General features: G+C 49.2%; 12 protein-coding genes and 2 rRNA genes. 2 read left to right on the forward strand and 12 right to left on the reverse strand.

Annotation, left to right across the window (positions count from 1 at the left end; genetic code table 11):
* Positions 1 to 20: 20 nt before the first annotated feature.
* The 11 genes from Q0V21_RS24425 to Q0V21_RS24475 all read right to left on the reverse strand — a co-directional run bounded on the left by Q0V21_RS24425 (position 21) and on the right by Q0V21_RS24475 (position 18,480).
* Positions 21 to 2,946 (reverse strand): 23S ribosomal RNA (locus Q0V21_RS24425).
* A gap of 354 nt (positions 2,947 to 3,300) precedes the next feature.
* Positions 3,301 to 4,852: ribosomal RNA gene (locus tag Q0V21_RS24430) — 16S ribosomal RNA — on the reverse strand.
* The 16S and 23S rRNA genes sit together here, the layout of an rRNA operon.
* Before the next feature lie 682 nt (positions 4,853 to 5,534).
* A complete protein-coding gene (locus tag Q0V21_RS24435; protein WP_301880994.1) occupies positions 5,535 to 6,080 on the reverse strand; it encodes a GNAT family N-acetyltransferase in 546 nt (181 codons plus the stop codon).
* A 53-nt stretch (positions 6,081 to 6,133) separates the two neighbouring features.
* A complete protein-coding gene (locus tag Q0V21_RS24440; protein ID WP_301880995.1) occupies positions 6,134 to 7,738 on the reverse strand; it encodes a response regulator in 1,605 nt (534 codons plus the stop codon).
* Positions 7,735 to 9,726 (reverse strand): cache domain-containing sensor histidine kinase, encoded by a 1,992-nt coding sequence (locus Q0V21_RS24445; RefSeq protein ID WP_301880997.1) that lies wholly within the window; start codon positions 9,724 to 9,726, stop codon positions 7,735 to 7,737. Before Q0V21_RS24445 ends, Q0V21_RS24440 begins: the two co-directional genes overlap by 4 nt.
* A 27-nt stretch (positions 9,727 to 9,753) precedes the next feature.
* Positions 9,754 to 10,602 (reverse strand): carbohydrate ABC transporter permease, encoded by an 849-nt coding sequence (locus Q0V21_RS24450; protein WP_024629431.1) that lies wholly within the window; start codon positions 10,600 to 10,602, stop codon positions 9,754 to 9,756.
* Positions 10,599 to 11,549 (reverse strand): carbohydrate ABC transporter permease, encoded by a 951-nt coding sequence (locus Q0V21_RS24455; RefSeq protein ID WP_285079965.1) that lies wholly within the window; start codon positions 11,547 to 11,549, stop codon positions 10,599 to 10,601. Before Q0V21_RS24455 ends, Q0V21_RS24450 begins: the two co-directional genes overlap by 4 nt.
* A gap of 46 nt (positions 11,550 to 11,595) precedes the next feature.
* A complete protein-coding gene (locus Q0V21_RS24460) occupies positions 11,596 to 12,933 on the reverse strand; it encodes an ABC transporter substrate-binding protein (protein WP_301880998.1) in 1,338 nt (445 codons plus the stop codon).
* A gap of 320 nt (positions 12,934 to 13,253) precedes the next feature.
* Positions 13,254 to 15,596, reverse strand: coding sequence for a glycoside hydrolase family 88/105 protein (locus Q0V21_RS24465; protein ID WP_301880999.1), 2,343 nt, complete (start codon positions 15,594 to 15,596; stop codon positions 13,254 to 13,256).
* Positions 15,597 to 15,849: 253 nt separating this feature from the next.
* The gene (locus tag Q0V21_RS24470) at positions 15,850 to 17,427 is read right to left on the reverse strand and encodes an S-layer homology domain-containing protein (protein WP_301881000.1); all 1,578 of its coding nucleotides are present in this window, start codon (positions 17,425 to 17,427) and stop codon (positions 15,850 to 15,852) included.
* 234 nt (positions 17,428 to 17,661) lie between these two features.
* The gene (locus tag Q0V21_RS24475; protein WP_301881001.1) at positions 17,662 to 18,480 is read right to left on the reverse strand and encodes an endonuclease/exonuclease/phosphatase family protein; all 819 of its coding nucleotides are present in this window, start codon (positions 18,478 to 18,480) and stop codon (positions 17,662 to 17,664) included.
* A 290-nt stretch (positions 18,481 to 18,770) separates the two neighbouring features.
* Between Q0V21_RS24475 and Q0V21_RS24480 the strand changes: the two genes are divergently transcribed.
* The gene (locus tag Q0V21_RS24480; RefSeq protein WP_301881003.1) at positions 18,771 to 20,540 is read left to right on the forward strand and encodes an SWIM zinc finger family protein; all 1,770 of its coding nucleotides are present in this window, start codon (positions 18,771 to 18,773) and stop codon (positions 20,538 to 20,540) included.
* A gap of 5 nt (positions 20,541 to 20,545) precedes the next feature.
* A complete protein-coding gene (locus tag Q0V21_RS24485; protein WP_301881194.1) occupies positions 20,546 to 23,563 on the forward strand; it encodes a DEAD/DEAH box helicase in 3,018 nt (1,005 codons plus the stop codon).
* Positions 23,564 to 23,728: 165 nt separating this feature from the next.
* Here Q0V21_RS24485 and Q0V21_RS24490 read toward each other — a convergent pair whose 3' ends face one another.
* A complete protein-coding gene (locus tag Q0V21_RS24490) occupies positions 23,729 to 24,199 on the reverse strand; it encodes a hypothetical protein (RefSeq protein ID WP_301881005.1) in 471 nt (156 codons plus the stop codon).
* Positions 24,200 to 24,528 lie beyond the last annotated feature (329 nt).

Raw genomic sequence — 24,528 nt, forward strand, 5'->3', positions numbered from 1 at the left:
CGATGTATCACCTGCATATCTTGGATAAGCCCTCGACCGATTAGTACTGGTCAGCTCCATGCATTGCTGCACTTCCACCCCCAGCCTATCTACCTCGTCGTCTTCAAGGGGTCTTACATACTGGGAAATCTCATCTTGAGGGGGGCTTCACGCTTAGATGCTTTCAGCGCTTATCCCTTCCGTACATAGCTACCCAGCGGTGCTCCTGGCGGAACAACTGGTACACCAGCGGTACGTCCATCCCGGTCCTCTCGTACTAAGGACAGCTCCTCTCAAATTTCCTACGCCCACGACAGATAGGGACCGAACTGTCTCACGACGTTCTGAACCCAGCTCGCGTACCGCTTTAATGGGCGAACAGCCCAACCCTTGGGACCTACTTCAGCCCCAGGATGCGATGAGCCGACATCGAGGTGCCAAACCTCCCCGTCGATGTGGACTCTTGGGGGAGATAAGCCTGTTATCCCCAGGGTAGCTTTTATCCGTTGAGCGATGGCCCTTCCATGCGGTACCACCGGATCACTAAGCCCGACTTTCGTCCCTGCTCGACTTGTAGGTCTCGCAGTCAAGCTCCCTTATGCCTTTGCACTCTTCGAATGATTTCCAACCATTCTGAGGGAACCTTTGGGCGCCTCCGTTACTCTTTAGGAGGCGACCGCCCCAGTCAAACTGCCCACCTGACACTGTCCCCGCACCGGATTACGGTACCAGGTTAGAACCTAGATACGATCAGGGTGGTATCCCAACGGTGCCTCCACGCAAGCTGGCGCTCACGTTTCAAAGGCTCCCACCTATCCTGTACAGATCGTACCCAAATTCAATATCAAGCTGCAGTAAAGCTCCATGGGGTCTTTCCGTCTTGTCGCGGGTAACCTGCATCTTCACAGGTATTAAAATTTCACCGGATCTCTCGTTGAGACAGCGCCCAAGTCGTTACGCCATTCGTGCGGGTCAGAATTTACCTGACAAGGAATTTCGCTACCTTAGGACCGTTATAGTTACGGCCGCCGTTTACTGGGGCTTCGGTTCACAGCTTCGGATTGCTCCTAACCGCTCCCCTTAACCTTCCAGCACCGGGCAGGCGTCAGCCCGTATACTTCGCCTTACGGCTTCGCACAGACCTGTGTTTTTGCTAAACAGTCGCTTGGGCCTTTTCACTGCGGCCCCCTCGTGCTATTCACACTACCGGGGCACCCCTTCTCCCGAAGTTACGGGGTCATTTTGCCGAGTTCCTTAACGAGAGTTCTTCCGCGCGCCTTAGAATTCTCTTCTCGCCTACCTGTGTCGGTTTGCGGTACGGGCACCATCACCTGGCTAGAGGCTTTTCTTGGCAGTGTGAGATCATGACCTTCGCTACTATAATTTTCGCTCCCCATCACAGTCCAGCCTTACGATGTGCGGATTTGCCTACACATCAGCCTCACTGCTTAGACGGACATCCATCAGTCCGCGTCACTACCCTGCTGCGTCCCCCCATTGCTCATAACGGCTTACGGTGGTACAGGAATTTCGACCTGTTGTCCTTCGACTACGCCTTTCGGCCTCGCCTTAGGTCCCGACTTACCCTGAGCGGACGAGCCTTCCTCAGGAACCCTTAGGCTTTCGGCGGATCAGATTCTCACTGATCTTTTCGTTACTCATACCGGCATTCTCACTTGTATAATGTCCAGCGCTCCTTACGGTACACCTTCAACCCTTATACAACGCTCCCCTACCCCTGATGCAAAGCATCAAGCCATAGCTTCGGTGGTGTGTTTAGCCCCGTTACATTTTCGGCGCAGAGTCACTCGACCAGTGAGCTATTACGCACTCTTTCAATGGTGGCTGCTTCTAAGCCAACATCCTGGTTGTCTGTGCAACTCCACATCCTTTCCCACTTAACACACACTTGGGGACCTTAGCTGATGGTCTGGGCTGTTTCCCTTTTGACAATGGATCTTAGCACTCACTGTCTGACTCCCGGAAGTAAGTCTATGGCATTCGGAGTTTGACTGAGCTTGGTAACCCTTGCGGGCCCCGCACCCAATCAGTGCTCTACCTCCACGACTCTGTTTTCCGAGGCTAGCCCTAAAGCTATTTCGGGGAGAACCAGCTATCTCCGAGTTCGATTGGAATTTCTCCGCTACCCCCACCTCATCCCCGCATTTTTCAACATGCGTGGGTTCGGGCCTCCAGTGCGTGTTACCGCACCTTCACCCTGGACAGGGGTAGATCACCCGGTTTCGGGTCTACGTCCACGTACTAAGTCGCCCTATTCAGACTCGCTTTCGCTGCGGCTCCGGCTCTTCACCTTAACCTTGCACGGGAACGTAACTCGCCGGTTCATTCTACAAAAGGCACGCCATCACCCCTAAAACGGGCTCTGACTTTTTGTAAGCACACGGTTTCAGGTTCTATTTCACTCCCCTTCCGGGGTGCTTTTCACCTTTCCCTCACGGTACTGCTTCACTATCGGTCGCTAGGAAGTATTTAGCCTTGGCAGATGGTCCTGCCGGATTCATACGGGGTTTCACGTGCCCCGCACTACTCGGGATCCGTCTCGGAGGGAACAGACTTTCAACTACAGGGCTTTTACCTTCTTTGGCGGGCCTTTCCAGACCTCTTCACTTAACCGGTTCCTTTGTAACTCCATGTGAGACGTCCCACAACCCCAGAGAGCAAGCTCTCTGGTTTGGGCTTCTCCGCGTTCGCTCGCCGCTACTGACGGAATCACTATTGTTTTCTCTTCCTCAAGGTACTTAGATGTTTCAGTTCCCTTGGTATGCCTCTACATAACCTATGTATTCAGTTATGAGTAACTGGAAATTACCCCAGCTGGGTTTCCCCATTCGGACACCCCCGGATCAAAGCTTGCTTACAGCTCCCCGAGGCAGTTTCGTTGTTCGCCACGTCCTTCATCGGCTCCTAGCGCCTAGGCATCCTCCGTGTGCTCTTAGTAGCTTAACCATAATTGCTCCGGTTTCGACTGCTCGCTTCCCTTGTTTTGCTTACGCAAAGCCAAAAGTCGCTCCCATTCGATACCATCGCAATGCAGTTTTCACTATTTATTGAAACTTGTTTACACAAGTTCAGCTAGGATGATTGTTGATCGGTTACTTGAACCGAACAAGCATTCATCCCTAAAAGGAATGTTCTAAATCGCAAAATTTCGTTTCGATATCTAGTTTTCAAAGAACAAGCTCCATGCAAAAGCAAGCTGTTTGAGAGGTTGAGCTCTCAAAACTGAGCAACGAGTGAGTAAGTTTGTGCAGATCTAGTCTGCGATTTGAATGTTTCCACTCGGGAAACGATTCTCCATAGAAAGGAGGTGATCCAGCCGCACCTTCCGATACGGCTACCTTGTTACGACTTCACCCCAATCATCTATCCCACCTTCGGCGGCTGGCTCCTTGCGGTTACCCCACCGACTTCGGGTGTTATAAACTCTCGTGGTGTGACGGGCGGTGTGTACAAGACCCGGGAACGTATTCACCGCGGCATGCTGATCCGCGATTACTAGCAATTCCGACTTCATGCAGGCGAGTTGCAGCCTGCAATCCGAACTGAGACCGGCTTTTTAGGATTCGTTCCACCTCGCGGTTTCACTGCCCGTTGTACCGGCCATTGTAGTACGTGTGTAGCCCAGGTCATAAGGGGCATGATGATTTGACGTCATCCCCACCTTCCTCCGGTTTGTCACCGGCAGTCACCTTAGAGTGCCCACCCGAAGTGCTGGCAACTAAGATCAAGGGTTGCGCTCGTTGCGGGACTTAACCCAACATCTCACGACACGAGCTGACGACAACCATGCACCACCTGTCTCCTCTGTCCCGAAGGAAAGGTACATCTCTGTACCGGTCAGAGGGATGTCAAGACCTGGTAAGGTTCTTCGCGTTGCTTCGAATTAAACCACATACTCCACTGCTTGTGCGGGTCCCCGTCAATTCCTTTGAGTTTCAGTCTTGCGACCGTACTCCCCAGGCGGAGTGCTTAATGTGTTAACTTCGGCACCAAGGGTATCGAAACCCCTAACACCTAGCACTCATCGTTTACGGCGTGGACTACCAGGGTATCTAATCCTGTTTGCTCCCCACGCTTTCGCGCCTCAGCGTCAGTTACAGCCCAGAGAGTCGCCTTCGCCACTGGTGTTCCTCCACATATCTACGCATTTCACCGCTACACGTGGAATTCCACTCTCCTCTTCTGCACTCAAGTCACCCAGTTTCCAGTGCGATCCGGGGTTGAGCCCCGGGATTAAACACCAGACTTAAATGACCGCCTGCGCGCGCTTTACGCCCAATAATTCCGGACAACGCTTGCCCCCTACGTATTACCGCGGCTGCTGGCACGTAGTTAGCCGGGGCTTTCTTCTCAGGTACCGTCACCTTGAGAGCAGTTACTCTCCCAAGCGTTCTTCCCTGGCAACAGAGCTTTACGATCCGAAAACCTTCATCACTCACGCGGCATTGCTCCGTCAGGCTTTCGCCCATTGCGGAAGATTCCCTACTGCTGCCTCCCGTAGGAGTCTGGGCCGTGTCTCAGTCCCAGTGTGGCCGATCACCCTCTCAGGTCGGCTACGCATCGTCGCCTTGGTGAGCCGTTACCCCACCAACTAGCTAATGCGCCGCAGGCCCATCCCCAAGTGACAGATTGCTCCGTCTTTCCAGTTTTCTTCAGGAGAAGAAAACAACTATTCGGTATTAGCTACCGTTTCCGGTAGTTGTCCCAAGCTTGAGGGCAGGTTGCCTACGTGTTACTCACCCGTCCGCCGCTAACCATCGGAGAAGCAAGCTTCTCTTCAAGTCCGCTCGACTTGCATGTATTAGGCATGCCGCCAGCGTTCGTCCTGAGCCAGGATCAAACTCTCCAATAAAGTATTGAAAAGAGCGATATGCTCATTTTGAAACTGACGAGATTAAAAATCTCATTTATGCTTCGAAATCATACGGTCCGAAGACGTGTACCGATTTCTCAGCGTCGATCTTGCAAGCAAGATCGTTACTCACTCGTTGTTCAGTTTTCAAAGATCAAACTTGTTCCGTTACTAAGCTTCGTTCATCTCAGCAACTTTTATATCTTATCACTTCCGAACCAACTTTGCAAGCTCTTTTTTTAAGTTTCTTTCGAAGCTTATTCGTTTCGCTTGCCGCACCGTATTTCTCGTGTTTTCTTGGCCGGAATTAGAATATACCATGTGGCAAAATTAATTGCAACCCTTAATTAATAATTAATATTAATTTATTTATAACCATAACCCTGTTAAGCATCCCTATCTTAAAGTGAAGTGGTAGTCGTTACTGTTCATAGTAAACTGAGTGTCTATTCTTTTTAACAAACACGATCAGGCAGTTTAAGGGATCATTACTTTTGTACCTCTATATACAGAGATAAGAAATCATGTTTCAGGAAATCTACATCTAATAGATAATAACTCTCCCCGGGAGAGATGGGTAATGACTCTAGTATTTGTTCTTTCATATAATAGAATCGTTTTTGAAACAATAGACAGGATGGCAGATATCGCTAGCAACTACCCCATCGCAAGTTTCTCCACCTCAGCCCCTGAATCTTCCCATCATAACTGTATCGTAATACCGACCGTCCGCATGTCGTCGATCCTTTTTCAATATCCCCTCTATTTCGAAGCCCATTCCCTTATAAAGCTCCATCGCTTTATCGTTCGTTCCTACCACGCTCAAGCTCATCTTCTCAATTCCATTTGTATCTGCCCACTCTATCGAAAGTGCAAGCAGTTTCTTGCCGATCCCGTAACCCCAGAACTTTTTCGATACGCAAACACCAAATTCAACCTTATGAGAAAATCGCTTTAGATCCACGCCTTCACATCGGGAGTATCCTACAATTTGATCCTTTACGAGGGCGACGAGAAACAGGTTTCTCTTTCTTTCCGTGTCCAACCGGATTATTTCTTCAAATCCTGCCGGGTCAATGAATCCTTCACCTTGTTCGCGATCCATGTTCTCGGTCTCTCCATCCATTTGTACACGTAGTGAAGACAATGCCTTAGCATCCTGTTCCTCTGCGGACCTAATTGAATAGGTCAATCCTTTTACGTTAAACTCCTGTTGATCGATGATCATACGATATTATCCACCCAATCCACTTTATTTTTTGCCTAATCCTATTCATAGCTCTACCCGATTTCAGACGGACTCTTGCCCGTAAGCATCTTGAACACCTGACTGAAATACGTCGCGTTGCGGAACCCGGTCATCTCACTAACCTCGTAGACCATGTAATGCCCTGACTGTAACAGTTCCATCGCTCGTTGAATCCGGTACCCGTTCACATAACTCACAAAGTTATCTCCAGTTACTCTTTTGAATAGCTGGCTCAAATATTTGGGGTGTACAAACAGGCCCTTGGCAATGCCTTCAAAACTGATCTCTTCAGCATAATGAACTTCAACGTACTGTTTCACCTGCTCCACCAGTTTATTGCTTTTTTTCTCGCCCATCTCTTTCCGTGTCTGTTCCATCCAGTTTTGAATAATGCCATCCATCCAGCATATCAGATCCTGCAGCCCATATTTCGATTGAATTTCCCGCAAAAAATTACTCATCGCTACCGGCGGTGCCAGCGTGGGATAATGTCGGTTCCAGCTATGAATCAGCGTGTTGAATAGGCTCACCGCCACAACCTGCACATCCTGAATACTGGTACCACTCCCTTCGTTCAGCAGATTGCGAATCTGAATCCATATTTCCTCTGCCAGATCGGTCCTCATATCCGCCCAGAACTCATTCCAATGACGTAGCAATAGCGAATAGTCCGTCACACTCGACGTAGAGGAATCAGTTGAATCATAACGATATACGCGGCTCCCACCCTGAAATTCTGCTTTTTCCAGCGCATCCCTGCTCTCCAGATAGGAGTCCATCACTTCACATAAGTGACCTTTGGACGTCCCAATACCTGCACTCATTTCGATCTTGAGATACGTAAAAATCTGATCAATCATCCGTTCAACAATCGACTCCATATGTTCTAGCAGATCCTTCTCACCAAATAGAAGCAGTACAAACACCTGATCCGAATAGTCCACGATCTCCACCTGGCATTCATTTAGTTGCGAAGTCTGCTCCCTGACGGTCTCCTGAATAATATCCGCTGCCCCATACCTTAATAGCTGCCAGTCCCGCTCTTTCATCCGTGTCAGAAATGCAGGCCGATACAACTGCAAACTGATGGCGCGTACCTGAGCAGGCATGCGAATACCCACATAATCCATACGCTCCGCAGGTAACTCCTCTTCCTTATAGCGAGTAGTTAACAGTTCGTGGAGAAACAATTTGCGCAGATAGGGAACCACCCGCCCAATCTCCTGTTTGTACGTCCGCTCCAGCTGCTCATGCCGCTCACGTACATCCTGTTCCAGTAACACCTCACGCAAAACAGACTCAATCTCCTCCACTTCCGCGGGTTTCAGCAAAAAATGATTTACACCCCAGCGCATAGCCGCCCGGGCATTCTCGAATTCATCATATCCGCTAAGGATGATGATCGGCAGATGAGGATGGTCCCGCCTCAATGTTTGCGTGACCTCAAGCCCTGTCATGCCTGGCATATAGACATCCGTCATCACCAGATCCGGACGCAGCCGATGGAACAGCTCCAGTGCATCCATGCCATTGGAGGCCGTTCCTGCGATGCTAAGGCCAAGAGAGGGCCAATTAATATGGTCGGTTAATGCTTTTACAATATGCGGATCATCGTCTACAAGCATAATGGTTTTCATTCATTTTCACCGTCCAGCCAAAAGTTTAATTGCTCCTCCGTCTCAATGCGTGGCAGTGTAATGGTCACCTCTACCCCGCCTGATTCACCTGCACGTATATCAACACCATACCCGGCGCCACAATACAGCTGAATGCGCTGATGTACATTTCGTATACCAATTCCAGACGTCTCTTCCAGCTTCCAATCTTCAGGCAGGCCCTGTCCGTTATCCTTAATGCGAATGATGATTTTGGGTGCGTGCGCAGACTTTCTGGGCGGACGATAGCCCATGGATTGAATGCCCCGTTCCGTTAACTCTGGTGACTCGATGATAAGGTTGGTTGGCGAATCCTTCAACTCAGGTAAATTGCTGCTCTCCGATTCCTGCATATCCACCTGTATGCGAAGTTTTCCTTCCTTCGGATGCCCATGCATCACCGCATTCTCGATAAAGGGCTGCAAAATGATTTTGGGAATGTAGCACCCGCGCACTAGCGGATCGATATGTTCCTGATAATCAATGGAGAACGGCAGCCGCTCGGACTGAATGCTGACGTAACAACGGGCATGCTCCAGCTCATCACGCACCCGGATAAATAGTTTGCCTCCGCTCAATCCAATACGTAAAAGTTTGCTGAGTTGCACAATCATACGGCTGATATCCTTGGCTTCATAATCGAGAGCACGCCAGTGAATCATGTCGAGTGTGTTGTAGAGAAAATGCGGTTTGATTTGCGCCTCCAGCAAACCGGTCTGGGCTTCACGCTTCGCGCGGCTCTCTTCCTTGACCTGGTCCATCAGCTCTGTCAGCTGTGAAGCCATATGGTTAAAACCATACGCCAAATGGGCATATTCCTCGGTGAACGAAAGCTGAACCCGGGTATTGAAGTCCCCTTTCTCCAGTTGCCTCATCCGTTTGATCAGCTGACGCAAGGGGCGAACAATCCGCCGCACGAACAAATACGCGAGTATCGCCGAGCATAATAACCCCAGTACGGCTATTCCAAGGACCTGCCATCCTGCCTGCCTCACAGGAGATAACAGTGTGTGCACAGGGATAGTCTGTACCAGACGCCACTGAAGCATGGCAGGTCTTGAATATAGAACAAGCTGCGCCCCACCGGGCTTGCCGGAAACCACTTCAAATCCGTCCTCTCCATGTTCAACATGCTCCTGAATCCATGCACGATCTACAACAGGTTCACTTTCCCTAGCAGCAGATGCATTAATAGAAGAAAAAAGTTTGGAGGCTTCATTGGTTGAGCTCAACTCCCTACTAGACGCTACCTCTAAATTGTTATCGCCCATCTGCATAACGACGTTGCCTGCGGTATCCACCAACAGTACCTGTCCATCCAGCACCATGGGCAGATCCGCAAATCGGCGAACAATATCCTCGCGACTCAGGCGGATGAGCACGTAGGCCACCGTCCCGCCCCGGCTATCAAAGATTCGCTGGGCGTATCCGATTAGCGATTGGCCAGACTCATTTTCCCGCAGAGGTACCCAGGCCGCGTCCGCCTGCTGCAGTGCAGCAAACCATGAATCACCGGCAATCGTATCCACTGGATAGATGCGATCAGCCATTGTGACGGTGACACCGTTGAAGGCATCCGTATACAACTCTATTGATGTAATGCCTTCACTAACTACCAACGTGTGCTCCAGTATTTTGGATACCTCGCGCCGTTGGTGAATCTGTGTCAGCCTTCCCGTCCCCTTTGTTTCCAGCAGATTGGACAGCTCACGGTTGCTCGCCAGAGCATAGGCCGTCCCTGTCACACCTGTAATAAAATCAAACCCCCGGCGCGTACTCTCATTCAGGAGAGCCAGCCTCGCTTTACTAATCTCGGTAAACGTGACGGCAGAGAATGACTGATATGCCAGCCAGACAATAACAGAGACGAGCAGCAGGTTAAACGCAATAAAGCAAGTCACCATCAACGTGGAGAGCTTGCTTTGTTGCAGCTTTCGATTTAGGAATAACGACAATCTTCGTTTCCGCATGTGGAATCAACTCGTTTCGTCTTGGAATTACCCTTTGAGCCCGGAGGTCGCGATTCCTTCCACGAAGTACTTTTGACACACGATAAATACGATAAAGCAAGGCACCAGCGACAGCACTGACATTGCAAACATTGGACCCCAATCGGACTGGGAGCTGGAATCGAGGAACAGGCGAAGGCCCAGCGGCACCGTGTATTTGCTGACATCACTCAGATAGATCAACTGGCTGAAGAAATCGTCCCATGTCCACAAAAAAGTAAAGATCATCGTCGTTACCAGCGCCGGAAAGGCCAGCGGAATGATAATTTTGGTGTAAATTCGTACAGGACCACATCCATCAATCGTAGCCGCTTCATCCAGCTCTTTGGGCAATCCCCGGAAGAACTGGACCATTAGGAAAATGAAGAACGCATCGGTGGCCAGCCATTTCGGCACTACCAAAGGCAGATACGTATTCACCCATTCCAGATGGTTAAACAGAATATATTGGGGGATTAACGTCACATGATGTGGCAACATGATCGTCATGAGCATCAAGCCAAAGCAAATCGCTTTGAACCGAAAATTCAATCGGGCAAAGGCGTATGCCGCCATCGAGCAAGAGATGACATTGCCAAGTACAGCGCCCAGCGACAGGACAACCGAGTTGGTTAGAAAACGGGAGAAGGGATTCCCCTGAATGCCCGTCCAGCCATTGATGTAATTTTGCCAATTCCATTCTTGCGGCCAGAACCACGTTTCGGTGAAGATCATATGTCCCGGTTTGAATGAGCTGCCCAGCATCCAGAGCACCGGATAAAGCATGACAAAGGCAATGCCCGAGATCAGTACATGTTTGGCGACTACCCATGCAGCAGAGTTTCGTTGTCCAATCATGATTTCCCACCATCCTCATAGTGCACCCACAGCTTGCTGCTGCGGAATACCAGCAATGTAAAGACACCGATCAGGATTACCAGCACCCAGGCCATCGCGGATGCATAACCCATCTGGAAGAACGAAAAGCCTTTTTTGTACAGATATAGAGAGTACATTAATGTTGAATTGACAGGCCCTCCGCTGCCGTTGCTAATGACAAAAGCCTGAGTAAAGGACTGAAAGGACGTGATCAGCTGCATCACGAGATTGAAAAAGATCACCGGTGACAGAATCGGCAGTGTGATATAAAAGAATCGCCGGAGCGGTCCGGCACCGTCAACCGCAGAAGCTTCGTCATATTCAGGTGGAATCTGCTTCAAACCTGCCAGGAAAATAATCATCGACGATCCGAACTGCCATACCGACAGCAGCACGATTGAATACAGGGCATACTTCGGGTTGGCGACCCAATCGGGTGCTTTAATGCCTATCATGGCGAGCAAACCATTAAGAAGTCCATCCCCGCCCAGCATTTTGCGCCACAGCATCGCAATGGCTACACTTCCCCCAAGCAAAGTTGGGATGTAATACACCGTACGGTAGATGCCGAGCCCGCGAATGCCCTTGTTCAACAGCATTGCCACCAGCAGAGCAAAGATTAGCTTGATCGGTACAGATACGGCGACATACGTAAATGTGACTTTGAGCGATTGGATGAATAGCTTATCCGATGTAAACATCGTGGTGTAGTTATCCAGACCAACCCAGGAAGGGGCGGCCAGGATACTGTAGTCGGTGAACGAAATGTATAAGGAAACGAGCATCGGGCCAAGTGTCAGAAACAATAAACCAACCAGCCATGGGGCCAGGAACAGAAGCGCTGCTCCATTATGGGCATATCTCCGTTTCACCCGCCGGGCTGCCACACGCTCGGTTCGGGCTTGAGTGACCTGTGTTGTACTCATCTTCGCAACCTCCCCGCGGAATATGAAGTATGGAACCGTTCGAGTATTATTGACTTGATGCAAGTGTCGCTTTGGCACCTTCAATAAACTGCGCAATTACATCCGGTGTGTTGCTTTGACCAAAGGCGATCTGCTCGCTTGCACTTTTGAAGCTGGTATCCACTTCGGAAAAACCTTGCGGGTAGGGTGGGTCAATCTCACTGGAGTTTTTCGAAACGACATCGATAAATTGGAAGATCGCTTGCTCCGCTTCGGGCAGCGTAGGCTGCATCTTCTCACGGATGCTGGAATTGACGGGTACTCCGCGCTCCGAACCGAGAATAGCAGTAGCTTCGGGATCATTTACCATGAAGTCGATAAACATCGCCACTTCCTTCGGATGCTTCGTTTTGCCATAACCGGACAGGAACTGGCCCGCTTTCAGGTATTCACCGATTTGCTTTTCATCCACACCATGCGGAAGCACTTGTATCCCGAGCTTATGATCCTGATTTTTGTTTACCTGCTGGAACGTCAGCAATTGGTTAGACCAGGCAAAATCCATGGCTGCTGTACCAAGCGAAATCGGGCGTGTTTCGAGTGCATTCGTCGTGGATGCCGTCACTTCTGCAGAGGTCGCACCCCCGTTCTCACGAAGTGCCCCCCACATGTCAAACCATTGCTGAAGCTCTTCACTGGTAGCTGTCAGCGTCCCGCCATCAAATAGGCCCTTTCCTGATTGCCGGATAAATACTTCAAACATGTTGGTGGTTCCCGAAACATCTGCCGAACCGTAGAAACCGTCACCCTTCTCTGCTGCAATCTTGGCAGCGATATCGCTAAAATCCTTCCACGTCCAGCTTTCCTGCGGCTCCTCGATCCCGAGCTCCTTGAATACGGTCGCGTCGTAGATAACACCTGGTGCATTTACACCTAATGTAATCGCGTATAATTTATCGTCAATTGATCCGGCTTTGAGCATGCTCTTGTCATGATCGTCTGTACGCAGCTCTTTGCTCTCTGCATATGGGGTCAGGTCAAGTAAAGCACCACGCCGGGCGAAATCGGTAAGAAAGGCATAATCCATCTGTATGATATCCGGCGCATTGGAACCAGCTACCTGTGTGGTCAGCTTGTCAAAGTATCCGTCCCAACCGGAATATTCCGGTTTAATGGTAATGCCAGGGTGTTTCTCCTCAAACAGCTTGATCACTTTGGTCGTGAGATCGTGGCGAGTCTGCGACCCCCACCAGGTCATACGAAGTTCAATTTTGCCGGAAGCCTCACCATCATCCCCTCCTTCATTGGAGGAAGCAGATGGTCCTGAAGATCCTCCGGAACAAGCTGTAGCGAACATTAACAGGGATAGGCAGAACAGGGTTACCCACTTTTTGGTATTCAACATGAATGAATTTCCTCCCCTTTTTGCTATTGTGGAATCGCTTACAAAACTATTGTAACGGCCTATAGCTGCTCATGACATAAACAAAAGTAAGCTTTCCTGTCAAAAAAGTAAGGGGTTGGGACAAAGGTCCATTCAATCGAGCATTGCATAAATCCAAAGATCGCCTTTCTTTCGGCAAGATATAGATCGATATTCATAGTGATTAAATAACCACCAGGAATAATGCCCCAGTGGTTATCATATATACTGCAATCTTTATACAGCGGGCCGTGCCTCGCTACATCTCAACGGTGGTCCTTTACTGATTTCACCTAACCCTTTCAGGATTGCGTCACAGCAGTTGATGACACCTTATGCTGAGCCAGATGTTTCTTCATCTTCGCTACCTCGGTTCCTGCCAGCATCATAATGCCAATTCCGTGATTGTCATTCGTCACCGTGAGCAGGTCTTTATTGTAGTACTCTGCGGTAAAGGCATATCTTGACCCACTGCACACACCATGTACATTTCCCTGACGGTCAATCGCTTTACAGGTCAATCCGTTCCAAGCCCGCTCAGCAGCTTCAATGTAACGCGCGGGTTGATTTAACCAGCCAAAACGCACTCCCCGTGCAAAACCATAGGCAAACATCGCGGTACAGGAGGCTTCCTGGTATGTTTCCGAATCATTCAATACCTGATGCCATAATCCACCCTCTCCTTGCAGAGCTGCATATCCTTCACATAATTCATTGAAGAAGGCAATTAAAGCCGGACGCTCTGGGTGCTCTGCCGGCAAAGCTTCCAATACCTCAGACAACGAAAAGAGTGTCCATCCATTTCCCCGTCCCCACGGAATCTGTGTCGCCTGTCCATATTTGAAATCGTATACGTGAGACATGATCTTGAAATCCGGCATGAACAAATACTTCCGATACAGTAAAAATTGTCTGGCCGCTTCATCCAATGGTGACATATCCCCTGTCAGTCGGGCATACCGCACGAGAAACGGTGTGCTCATATAAAGGTCGTCTGCCCACATTGTGTTCTCGGCAAATTCTCCGATACACTCGCGGTAAAATGCACCGTCTGGCTGTCTTTCCAACCGGGTCAGCATAAAATCCGCAATCCGATCCGCAATAGGCAAGAACGTCGGCTCCTGACATTCTGAATAAGCCTCCAGCATCGCGGAGCCAAACGAGCCACAGTTATCCAGCATTTTCAGCATAACCAACTGCTGGTTAACCGCCGGGAAACCATACTGATCCCTATCCCATAATGAGTACTCATCCATTCGAGTGCACGCCTGCACATGATCTGCGGCATAACGCGTAATATCAGGTCGCTGCAAATAACGTCCGGTCTGCAACAGACCATACACGGTGACACCCAATGGATAGTCCCAACGACCATAGTTGGTCACACTGCCTACTGTCCATTTGTTACTGAGCATTGCATTTTCATAATAGGGACGTATCCACGCATCCGGCCTGTCCAGCTGCCAATACACGCGTCCATTTTGTGCCCGATAGCTACCCGTTTCTTCTCGGTTATCCTGCATTATACTTCCTTTATACACCCGATCTGTACGCATCAGATCCTGCAAATCAGGTTCGATCTCCTCCGATGTAAAAGGGCCGAGATATAACAACGACTCTCCGGAAGCTCCGTGTACACGCTGAGGAAGCTCCAGCTCCAGTTGCTCTCCATTCACCGTTGCGTTTATAACAAAATCCCATAGCTCAGCCGTATCACTACATTCACTGCGAACCAACAGGTCGTTCCGTCCAAAAGATGCGGGTATCTCCACGTCGAATGGGTCCGCTTCCTTTAATTGAAACGCCATTTCGCCGTTCAGCCATATATTCAGAGGCCCGGAAGAATGACCAGTCAAACGGATGGCGCAATCGCTTGAATCCCTGTTGATTAACCGTGTCCACGCATAAATTCGCTGACCAGGAAGATGTCCGTACATTCGCTCAAGTGTCGGTTGCGTCTGCTTTTCCGCTGACCATTGCGGTTCCGGCAGCCACTCTAGTCTGTGATTCTCTTCTTTTCCGAGCAAGTTCCATTCTGGTTGACTGTCCTCCGCTATTTCGGATGTATGGTCCAGGTTAAACGAGAACGTTTCTTCCGAATTTACAGGTTTGGAATACACCCATCCAGCCTGCCCCTGTCTCTCCTGGAAAGGAGCGAGCACATTCAGAATGCGCACTTTCCCCTCGTCCGAGCCAAACTGACATCCAAAGCCCGCAGGTGTAGACTTCATCTCCAGCAACAACGTATTCCAGCCCGGCTTAATGTCGATTCCCAGCTTCACGGTCGCGTCCAGACTGATCTCATCCATTACCGTGGAGCGATATACCAATTGCTCGTTAAAATAGAAGCGAACAGGTCCATAACAGCGGACCAGCACATCCAGATTTCGATCTTCATCTCCCCAAACCAGCGCTGCGGCGTAGGAAACCTGACCTTTTGGGGCATCAGGGAAGCGATTATTCAAATTCAGATCATACAGACCTTTTTCGTTTTGTAAAATACCAGACTTCTGGAATACCCGATATACAAAATCAGCCTGCGCATTGGCCCCAATATACCTCTCAGCCAGTACCTTCAGTACTTGATCCTGATCTTCCCCGAATCGATAATACATGCTCTGCGGTTCACTAAAATACGTTGTCATTGAATGCCCACATCCCTCTCTGTTATCATACAAGGTATAGCGCTTAACCTTTGTGAGAATTTCCCTTGTTGAAGGGGCCACGATGGCTTGTTAACCTTCAGAACAGACGAATAATAATCCAAGTATAACTGACATGCTCTATAGTGGCTACAGATTTTTGATTACGCTTACAAATAAATAATTGTGTTTTCAGTCTGACGGTAAAACAATACAACGGACTACATCGTTGTAGTCCGTCTCATTTAAATTGCACTTATCCGAAAATATCAAAGTTAACGAATAGCTTCCCGGTTTCTTCATATACGGATTTCGTTAATCCTTCGCCGTCAGCATCAACGCGAATGTTCAAATCATATAGACCTTTTGTCGCATTCATCTTATTGCCCAATTGCAAAGTAATACGTGTGCCGGATTGTACACTTACTTTAATCTTAAGCGTATGACCATCATTGCTGATCTGACTGCTATCAATCGTATAAGACTCACCATCAAGTACATAAGAATCATTTACGCTAAACTGGAAAGCATCCGTAGAGTACTCAATCATGCCATCCACAAAATCTTCCCCTACTTCGTAATTTAAAGAAAATGGAGCATTCTCATATTGAACCTGGAGATACTTGGTTTTGGCGTTACTTGAGTCGAAACCAAAATTATTGGACCCTATAGTCGGCACGTCTACTGGCATCTCTCCTTTCACCAGTGTAAATGCCAGAACATGTGATGCATCCTTAGGCGACTCATTACCTGCTGAATCCTTGGCGGTAACCACATACTTGTAGTCTCCCGGAATCAAATTTTCCAACTTGGTAAGCGCAAGAGAACCATCCGCTTTGCTTTTGGCAAGGGGAATTCCTTCGTCCAACTCTCCTTCATCCACGACTCCGTTCGTATTCGCATCAGTCCATCTATAGAAAGTTACAACGGCTCCTTCTTCGCTGACTGCTCCAGGATCGCCCTGAACTTGATCCCAGGTTCTGCTGTAATTATCGATAATGCTAAATTTACTTACATCGACCGTCGGTGCTGTTATATCCGCAGGCACAGATGGACTCGTACTTTCGCCACCACTTCCACTCGATGATGACCCGTTATTATTCCAACTGATAGATGGGGATAGAGTAGGCACAGGCGTTGGTGTTACCTCTGGTGTTGGCGTCGGTACTGGTTCAGGTTGTGGTGCAGGTTGTGGTGCAGGTGTTTCCTTTATCGTTTGCAGTAATCGGGAAGCCGTCAATGCTGCAGCTTGACGATCCGCTTGCAAAGCCGGTTTGAACATGTTGTTTTGATCACCGATAATGAATCCAGCTTCGAGCGCCGCTCCAACTGCATCTTTCGCATACTCCGAGATACTTGCGCTGTCCTTGAATGTTAACAAAACACCTTTGCCCGATACATCTGTTCCCATCGCCCTCATCAAAGTTACGACCATATCCTGTCTGGATAATGTCTGGCCACTCCCGAATTTCCCGCTTCCCATGCCTTTAAATATGCCTGCTTGGTATACTGCTTCAACAGAAGTATAGGCATAACTGGTCACAGGAATGTCTGTAAATGTCGGATTGGATGGAGCATTATTGGTTACATCCAGCTTTAACGTCTTGGCAATAAGGATGGCAAAATCCTGTCTGGTGATCATACCTGATGGATTAAATCGACCATCACTGAATCCGGCGATAATCCCTTCAGTTTGCAACTCTACAATGGCATCCTTGGCGTAGGATTTATCGATATCGGTAAATGATACTGCGGCGTTAGCCTGTGTCGTCCACAAAGATGTTGTCAACAAGGATGCCGCTAGAATCGAGCTGATGAAATGATTTTTTCTCAAAAGAATGCTCCTCCTCAAAATCTAATGGAAAATTACTAAAATAATATGGACATGTACGATAATCCACATTATATAGAGGGGCTCTGAACCGATTCTGAACAAACATGAGTCTTTTGTATAACAGTCTGCCAAAGGCTGAAAATAAAAAACCTCCGACTGCACTTTCCTTTAAGGAAGTGAGCGGAGGCTTTCGTTTTCATTTTGATAAAAATCGTGTACAAGAGTGTCTTCGTGTTAAATTTCCACAGCTACGCCGTAATGGTCAGAGACCACAGGGCCGTTCTTTCCATTGAGAACCACAATCGACGACTTGGCCTGTACAGGTCCGTTGGAGAAAATATAATCTATACGCAGATCGCGTTTATTATCCGCCCAGCCAGCAATGGCTTTGACCACGGTCGCTCCATCATCCTTTTGCAAAGCTGTCGCGTACAGGTCATTCCAGCCTTTGCCAATCATGTAGTCGTATCCTTCCCCGCGGACTTCTGCCACATTATTAAAGTCACCCATAATATACAACGGCTGGTCCATGTATGGAGCAAGCTTGCTCTCGGTCAGTTCCCACTGGCCTTTAAAAGGTTCCTGATCATCATTCCACCAGTTATAGTGGCCATTCACAAACCAAGTCGCTTCACCTTCAACCACTGTCTGTATTCCGACAATTTTGCGTGTCCGGTAGTTGTCATAATCCCTCATGTGGGATACATATTCACCAAAAGCCTGTGAGATCGGTGTCCGGCTCAGGATCGCCAAACCTTCATCGTATATGCTAAATCCTACATGGGTCGGAATCCATGTCCAGTAATATTGCTCAGATAGCTGCCGGAGCAGAACGTAGGCATAATTATCTTTTTTAATAACAGCTTCGGAATCCGCGGTAAAGTAATGTTTCAGTTCCTCGGCGGACAGCAGCTCCTCCTGCATGGATTGATTGACTTCCTGCAGAGATATCACATCGAATTGATGTGTATTGATAAAATCAGCCAGCTGACTAATCTTGTTCAATTGATCCTCTTCCACCCAAGCATGTGTATTTAACGTAAGTATTTTCATATGCTCTCTCCTGTTGATTGAAATTTGGTCGGCGTCCAGCCTGCATTGTTCCTGAAAGGAATACATACCCTAAGCATACACAATACGAGGCTTTTTCGCATGGTTTCTGGTAGAAAGTAGAGAACAGCACTCTTGGATTTCCCTTGTCAAAAAGTCTCTTCCAAGTTCTCAGAACCGATGCACGGAGCACACGATAACTGATATGATGGATATATGATGGATATATGAAATGTACACCATTACGTCAAGACGTGGTGATGACTGAACCTATGATTTCCCCAGGAGATGGAATGATGAACATACCTAATGACATGAAAATGGATGATGCGCAGTGGCAACAGCTGATCAGGCAGGTCGCGGAACATTTTAACAACCTGACGATTATGCGCGGATTTCAATATTATAAGCAGAAACGCGTCGGACCATTAGCCTACACCGAACAAAATGGGATTTTGGCTGAAGTGCAAGGCTCAAATGACTATCAGGTAACCCTGAGCTTGCCATCGCTGAACACCAGTCACTGTACCTGTCCGGTTGGTTCTCGCTGCAAACATATGATAGCCGTTCTAATGGGTTACGCGGAGCAACTGGGGCGACCGGTACACGGCATTGTGAACGCCCACTCCAGTACGGCACTGAAACAGGCTCCAAAGCCTGCTGCTATAGCAACTCCGGGACGTTCCGATTACACTTCACACGAAGAGGATCTTACCATCCCTGATAATCAGTATAGCCAGATCAAGGAACGTGCAACAGAACTTGCCGAACTTGAGATTGCGGAATGGCATGAACTGTTTCGGGCATGCCTCAAACGATTAGGAACGGGCACGCCAAGTACATCGTATGTGCAGGCCGCAGCGGACGAGCTCTATTCGATCAAACCTAAACTGTCCGCTGGCATGGACCAGTTATTTGAGCTGCATGTTCAGTTATACCTGATTCGTTTCTGTGTGCCTGGCCGCAATTCAATCACACATACCCCTGTGTATCTGAGCTATCCTGCACAACTTGCTGTGGATGCGCTCCAGAAAGGGTTGGAACAGATCCTTAGCCGTCCGCTGGATCTCTCCGGTCTGAATGGTACGAAGCTTGAACAGCACTGGAATCGGCTTGAGGAAACCTCGGCGTACCTGCGTACGCAGATGATATCCGAGACATCCAACATGATGTTCTTTACGCCAATATATCGACAGCTTTGGTTAAACTGGATCGTACCTCATCTTCAGGAAAACCGGAAAACGCTGGAGTCAGAGATGGAGTTTCTACAGGAAATGGAGAACGGCCTGACTGCTGCTTCCAAACCAGATAAACCTGGCGAGAGCGTGCTGAGCGTAGCAAATCTGACCGCAAACGGGAGCGGTGCGCCGATTAAATCAATCACCCTGCCCTTGCCACTGGTGTTGGCACAGAGCTGGATTTATTTCCATTTGGGACAAGATGAACAGGCTTGGCAGCGATTAATCAGCGGAAGCTCGGCATATGGCATCCCGCCGGAGCATCTGCTGCATTTTCTTCACGTACTTGCAGATTCCTCCGACTGGAAACGGCTGGGCGAGTGGTTAGTGCAGCTCGGACCTCTGCTCGCGAACCGTCGAAACTCCCCTTTGAATGATTACATGCAGTTGTGGGACACAGCCATTCATCATCTGCCTGCTATAGAGCACCGCATGTGGGACACACTGGTCAGCATGCTGCCTCATTCCCGTCCGGCTTATGAAGAAGCGATGCATTCCCGGGGACAGTGGCGGCGATGGATGGATTTTCAACTGAGCACGGAGACAGAGCCACTTGAATTCCGTGTCGCTGTGCTACAGCCGATTGAGAAGGAGGCCCCCGAATTGCTGCTTCCTTTCTACCATCAGGCAGTGGATCGTTATATCGGGCACAAAAACAGGGACGGTTACAAAGCAGCAGTGAAGCTGTTGAAGCGGCTGTCCAAAATTTATAAAAAATTGAAGCAGGAAGAGCACTGGGAGCAGTTTATCACCACATTGGCCGTTCGCAACAGCCGACTGCGCGCCCTGCAGGAAGAGCTTCGGAAAGGTAAGTTAATCTCATGAGCCTAATGCACCCTTACACCGAAACGATTGAGGTCCATGTTGCATTGACCGGATACGGGGATGCCCTGTTCTATGGAGCGCTGAACACCCATCATTTTGTAACAGGACAATCGCTTAAGCAGCGATTATTTGCTTGGCATGCCCCTTCCTTCTACGGAACAGAACTGGAAACGAGACAGCTTGAAGAGATTGAACTGGTTGTACTGCCTGCGGAAGAAGTCATTCCTTTCTTCAGCGAAATGCACACCCTGCTTCATATTGAATGGAAATGGGATGAGCAGGCAGAGCATTTGATCCGGTTGGCCCCGGTACTTGCAGCGTCGATTGAAAATCGTAAATACATCCCCAGCTTCACCGCATTTCGTTCGGGACAACTGCAATGGACCTGGGACCCGGACAGCTTGAAAAAGCAGGATCGAACCGATCTTGGCAAAGCCCTGGAACAGTCGGATGAGAGCTACGCCGAAGGGCTGAGCGCTGCTTATTCGGCCTCCGTATTCCACCGATGGTACAGCACGGAGGAAGCTGCTACCGATCTTCGACGCGAATTCCCGCAGTTGTTTCCACAAAGCGGCACGACTGCGCAAACAGCCGGAATGGATGCACAATCCTGGCTGGTGTCCATCGGCTGGAAAGCAGACGCAGCCCCATTCCGTCCACTCCTGCAATTGCTGGAGCCGGAGGAGGATGAACCGGCATGGCGGCTGCGGCTGGTATTGCAGAATAAACTGGATGCAGCCGTACTCGTTCCCGTTCAGTTGGATTCACGCGGCCGGTTGGAAGGTGAATGGCCGGAGGTATGGACGCCGTTCATCCTTGATCGTTCGGCAGGATGGCTGGAACAGCTGCGTGCACATCTGCCCCGAATTCGCCGCTCCATCAGCGGCAGCCGGGATGTGCTCAGTGATCCATTGGGAGATCAGGATGCATGGCTGTTCCTGACACAAGACAGCGGACGTCTGCTCGAAGCCGGCTGGCAAGTACTGCTTCCGGGTTGGTGGGAAGCTGCACGCAAGAAGAAACCCAAGCTGCGTGCCAAGGTGAAACCGGAGGAAGGCAGCGATCGGGGACAGTCGTTCTTCGGACTGGACTCAATCATTCATTTTGACTGGCGGATTGCGATCGGGGATACGGATCTTAGCGAGGAAGAATTCGCTGATCTCGTGGCCCGTAATGAACGGCTTGTTCGTTTCCGAGGGGAATGGGTTCCCCTCGACCCTGCCTTGCTTGAGCAGATTCGCCGGGCCATGGGCGGTGTGGATCAGGAACAGGGCCTGTCGTTTCAGGATATTTTGCACCTGCATCTGCTGCACAATGAGCAGCGAGAATATCGTAACCAGAAGCGCAAGGAAGGACAGGAGGATCAGGAAGAGGAACAGCCTCAATCCAACGAGAACATTCGACTTGAGGTGGAACTGAACGAACACCTTAACCGGGTCATCGCACAGCTTGGCGGCGGGCAAGGCGGCGCTCCTTCCCTGCCGGTTCCGGCAGGATTGCATGCTGAGCTGCGTTCTTATCAGAAGGAAGGCTTCGCCTGGCTTGGATTCCTGCGCAGATTCGGTCTCGGAGCTTGTCTTGCGGACGACATGGGACTCGGAAAAACGATTCAGTTCATTACGTATTTGCTGCATCTCAAAGAGCATGAGCAGCGCTTGCCTGGGCAGGCCCCAGCCCTTCTCGTCTGCCCGACTTCCGTACTCGGAAACTGGCAAAAAGAGATTAGCCGCTTTGCTCCCTCTATTAATGTCAGTCTGCATTATGGAGCTCGCAGACTGAGCGGAGAGGAATTCCAGGCACAGACTGAACAGGTGGATATCATCATTACCTCCTATGCAACGGCTACGCTGGATCAGGAAATGTTGCAGTCGTATACGTGGGCATCGATCTGTCTGGATGAAGCGCAGAATATTAAAAATGCTCAAACGAAGCAATCTATGGCGGTGCGCAGCTTCCCTGCAAAACACCGTATTGCACTGACAGGTACACCGATTGAAAATCGACTGTCCGAGCTGTGGTCCATCTATGATTTTATTAATCCAGGCTATCTGGGCAGCGCAAGGGCATTCCAGACTCGATTTATCAGTGCGATCGAGAAGGATAAGGACGAGCAGCGCATGCAGGATTTGCAGCAGCTGGTGAAACCATTCATGCTGCGCCGCAAGAAAAAAGATCCGAATATTCAACTCGATCTGCCGGATAAAAACGAAATGAAGACTTATATTCACCTTACGGGTGAACAAAGTGCCCTGTATGACCAGTCCGTTCAAGAACTGATGGACAAAATGAAAGAGCTGGAAGGCATTAAGCGCAAAGGCGCCATTCTCTCAGCCTTAACCCAGCTCAAACAGTTGTGTGATCATCCCCTGCTGCTGACCAAAGAAGCCTTACCCGAGACGATCTCCTCGGAAAGCTCTATAACAGCGTACGACCTGTACAGTCCTCAGGACATGGCCATGCTGATCAGCCGCTCTGCAAAGCTGGAACGACTGATGGAACTGGTCCGCGAACTGCGGGACGAGGGCGAACGCTGTCTGATTTTCACCCAATACATCGGCATGGGACAGATGCTGCAGCAGGTATTGAGACAAGAGTTGCAGGAGCCTGTGCTGTATCTGCATGGGGGTACGTCCAAGACAGCAAGGGATCGGATGATTGACGAGTTCCAATCGCGGACGTTGCCTGCGGCAGAGCAGCCGTCGGTCTTTATTCTGTCCATCAAAGCAGGCGGCGTGGGCTTGAACCTGACCGCAGCGAATCATGTATTCCATTTTGACCGCTGGTGGAACCCTGCCGTGGAAAATCAGGCTACGGACCGCGCCTATCGAATGGGACAGACGAAGGATGTGCAGGTGCACAAGTTCATCTCGCTGGGCACACTCGAAGAACGCATTGACGAGATGCTGGAGAGTAAGCAGCAGCTCAGCGACAATATTATCACCAGCTCTGAAAATTGGATTACGGAGCTATCGACGGATGAGCTGCAGGATCTGTTCACCCGGCGCCGCGACTGGTCGGGTTAACTCCAGATTAGACTGATGCAACATTCGTAACCCTGTAAATCGTAAATACAAAAAGAGCGAAGTGTCGGAAATGAATTCCGCCTTCGCTCTTTTTGTACCTTAACCCTTGACCTTTCACTTGCAGGCGTTTAATGGTTAGGGTTGTTTAAGTAAGATAATTCCATTCTAGCGCATATTTCCGATGATGGATGATCTTGAATCTTGCATTTTTTTGATGAAGTTAGTCATCACATCAAAAGCTTCATTGCGTTTGTTGGACAAAGCCTGCAAACGCAGCATATCCATTTGTTGAGAACTGCTCAACGCATCGATTTTGCTCTTCAAGGCTTGCACTTGGGAAGCATCCCCACTCTGAATGGCCGCTTGCAATTGTGCGTTCAGCTCTGCGATCGCTTGATTGCGATTTTGAACTTCTTGAATTTGCGACTGCAATTGGTTATCCAGCAATTTGGCGCGTTCTTGCTGAACCATCATCAAAGCTGTTTCGATGTCCATACTGCTCAGATCAATGCTTGCAATGGAAGACATCACCGGGCTTGCCACAGGTGCACTTGCTGCAGAAGCAGAAGTTACAACTGATACAGCTGCGATGGCAGCAACAACCGTGGAAGAAATCAATTTGCCTGATTTTTTCATAACGTACACCTCCTTTAATGTTTATAGACACCATCCATTAACTGGCATCTTTCGACATCATATATCCAAGGTCCTAGATCCTACAACCCAGATTCGCCAAGTTGAGACTAAATTGATACACATCAAGTCCCGAATATTCAAAGTCATAGTCATACTCATCGGTATATCAATCTTTTTTAGGCCGATCCCCAAAAAGTCAGTCAATTGTCCAATATAAGAATCCGCCCTTCTTACGACCTGAAGGGAAGAGTTCAATTCTACTCGTCATATATACTGAACCTTTTTCCAATATGAAAAGTAATTGTGACCATATACAGCATTCGAAAGTC

This window comes from Paenibacillus sp. 11B (assembly GCF_030487755.1).
Classification (GTDB): Bacteria; Bacillota; Bacilli; order Paenibacillales; family Paenibacillaceae; genus Paenibacillus; species Paenibacillus vandeheii.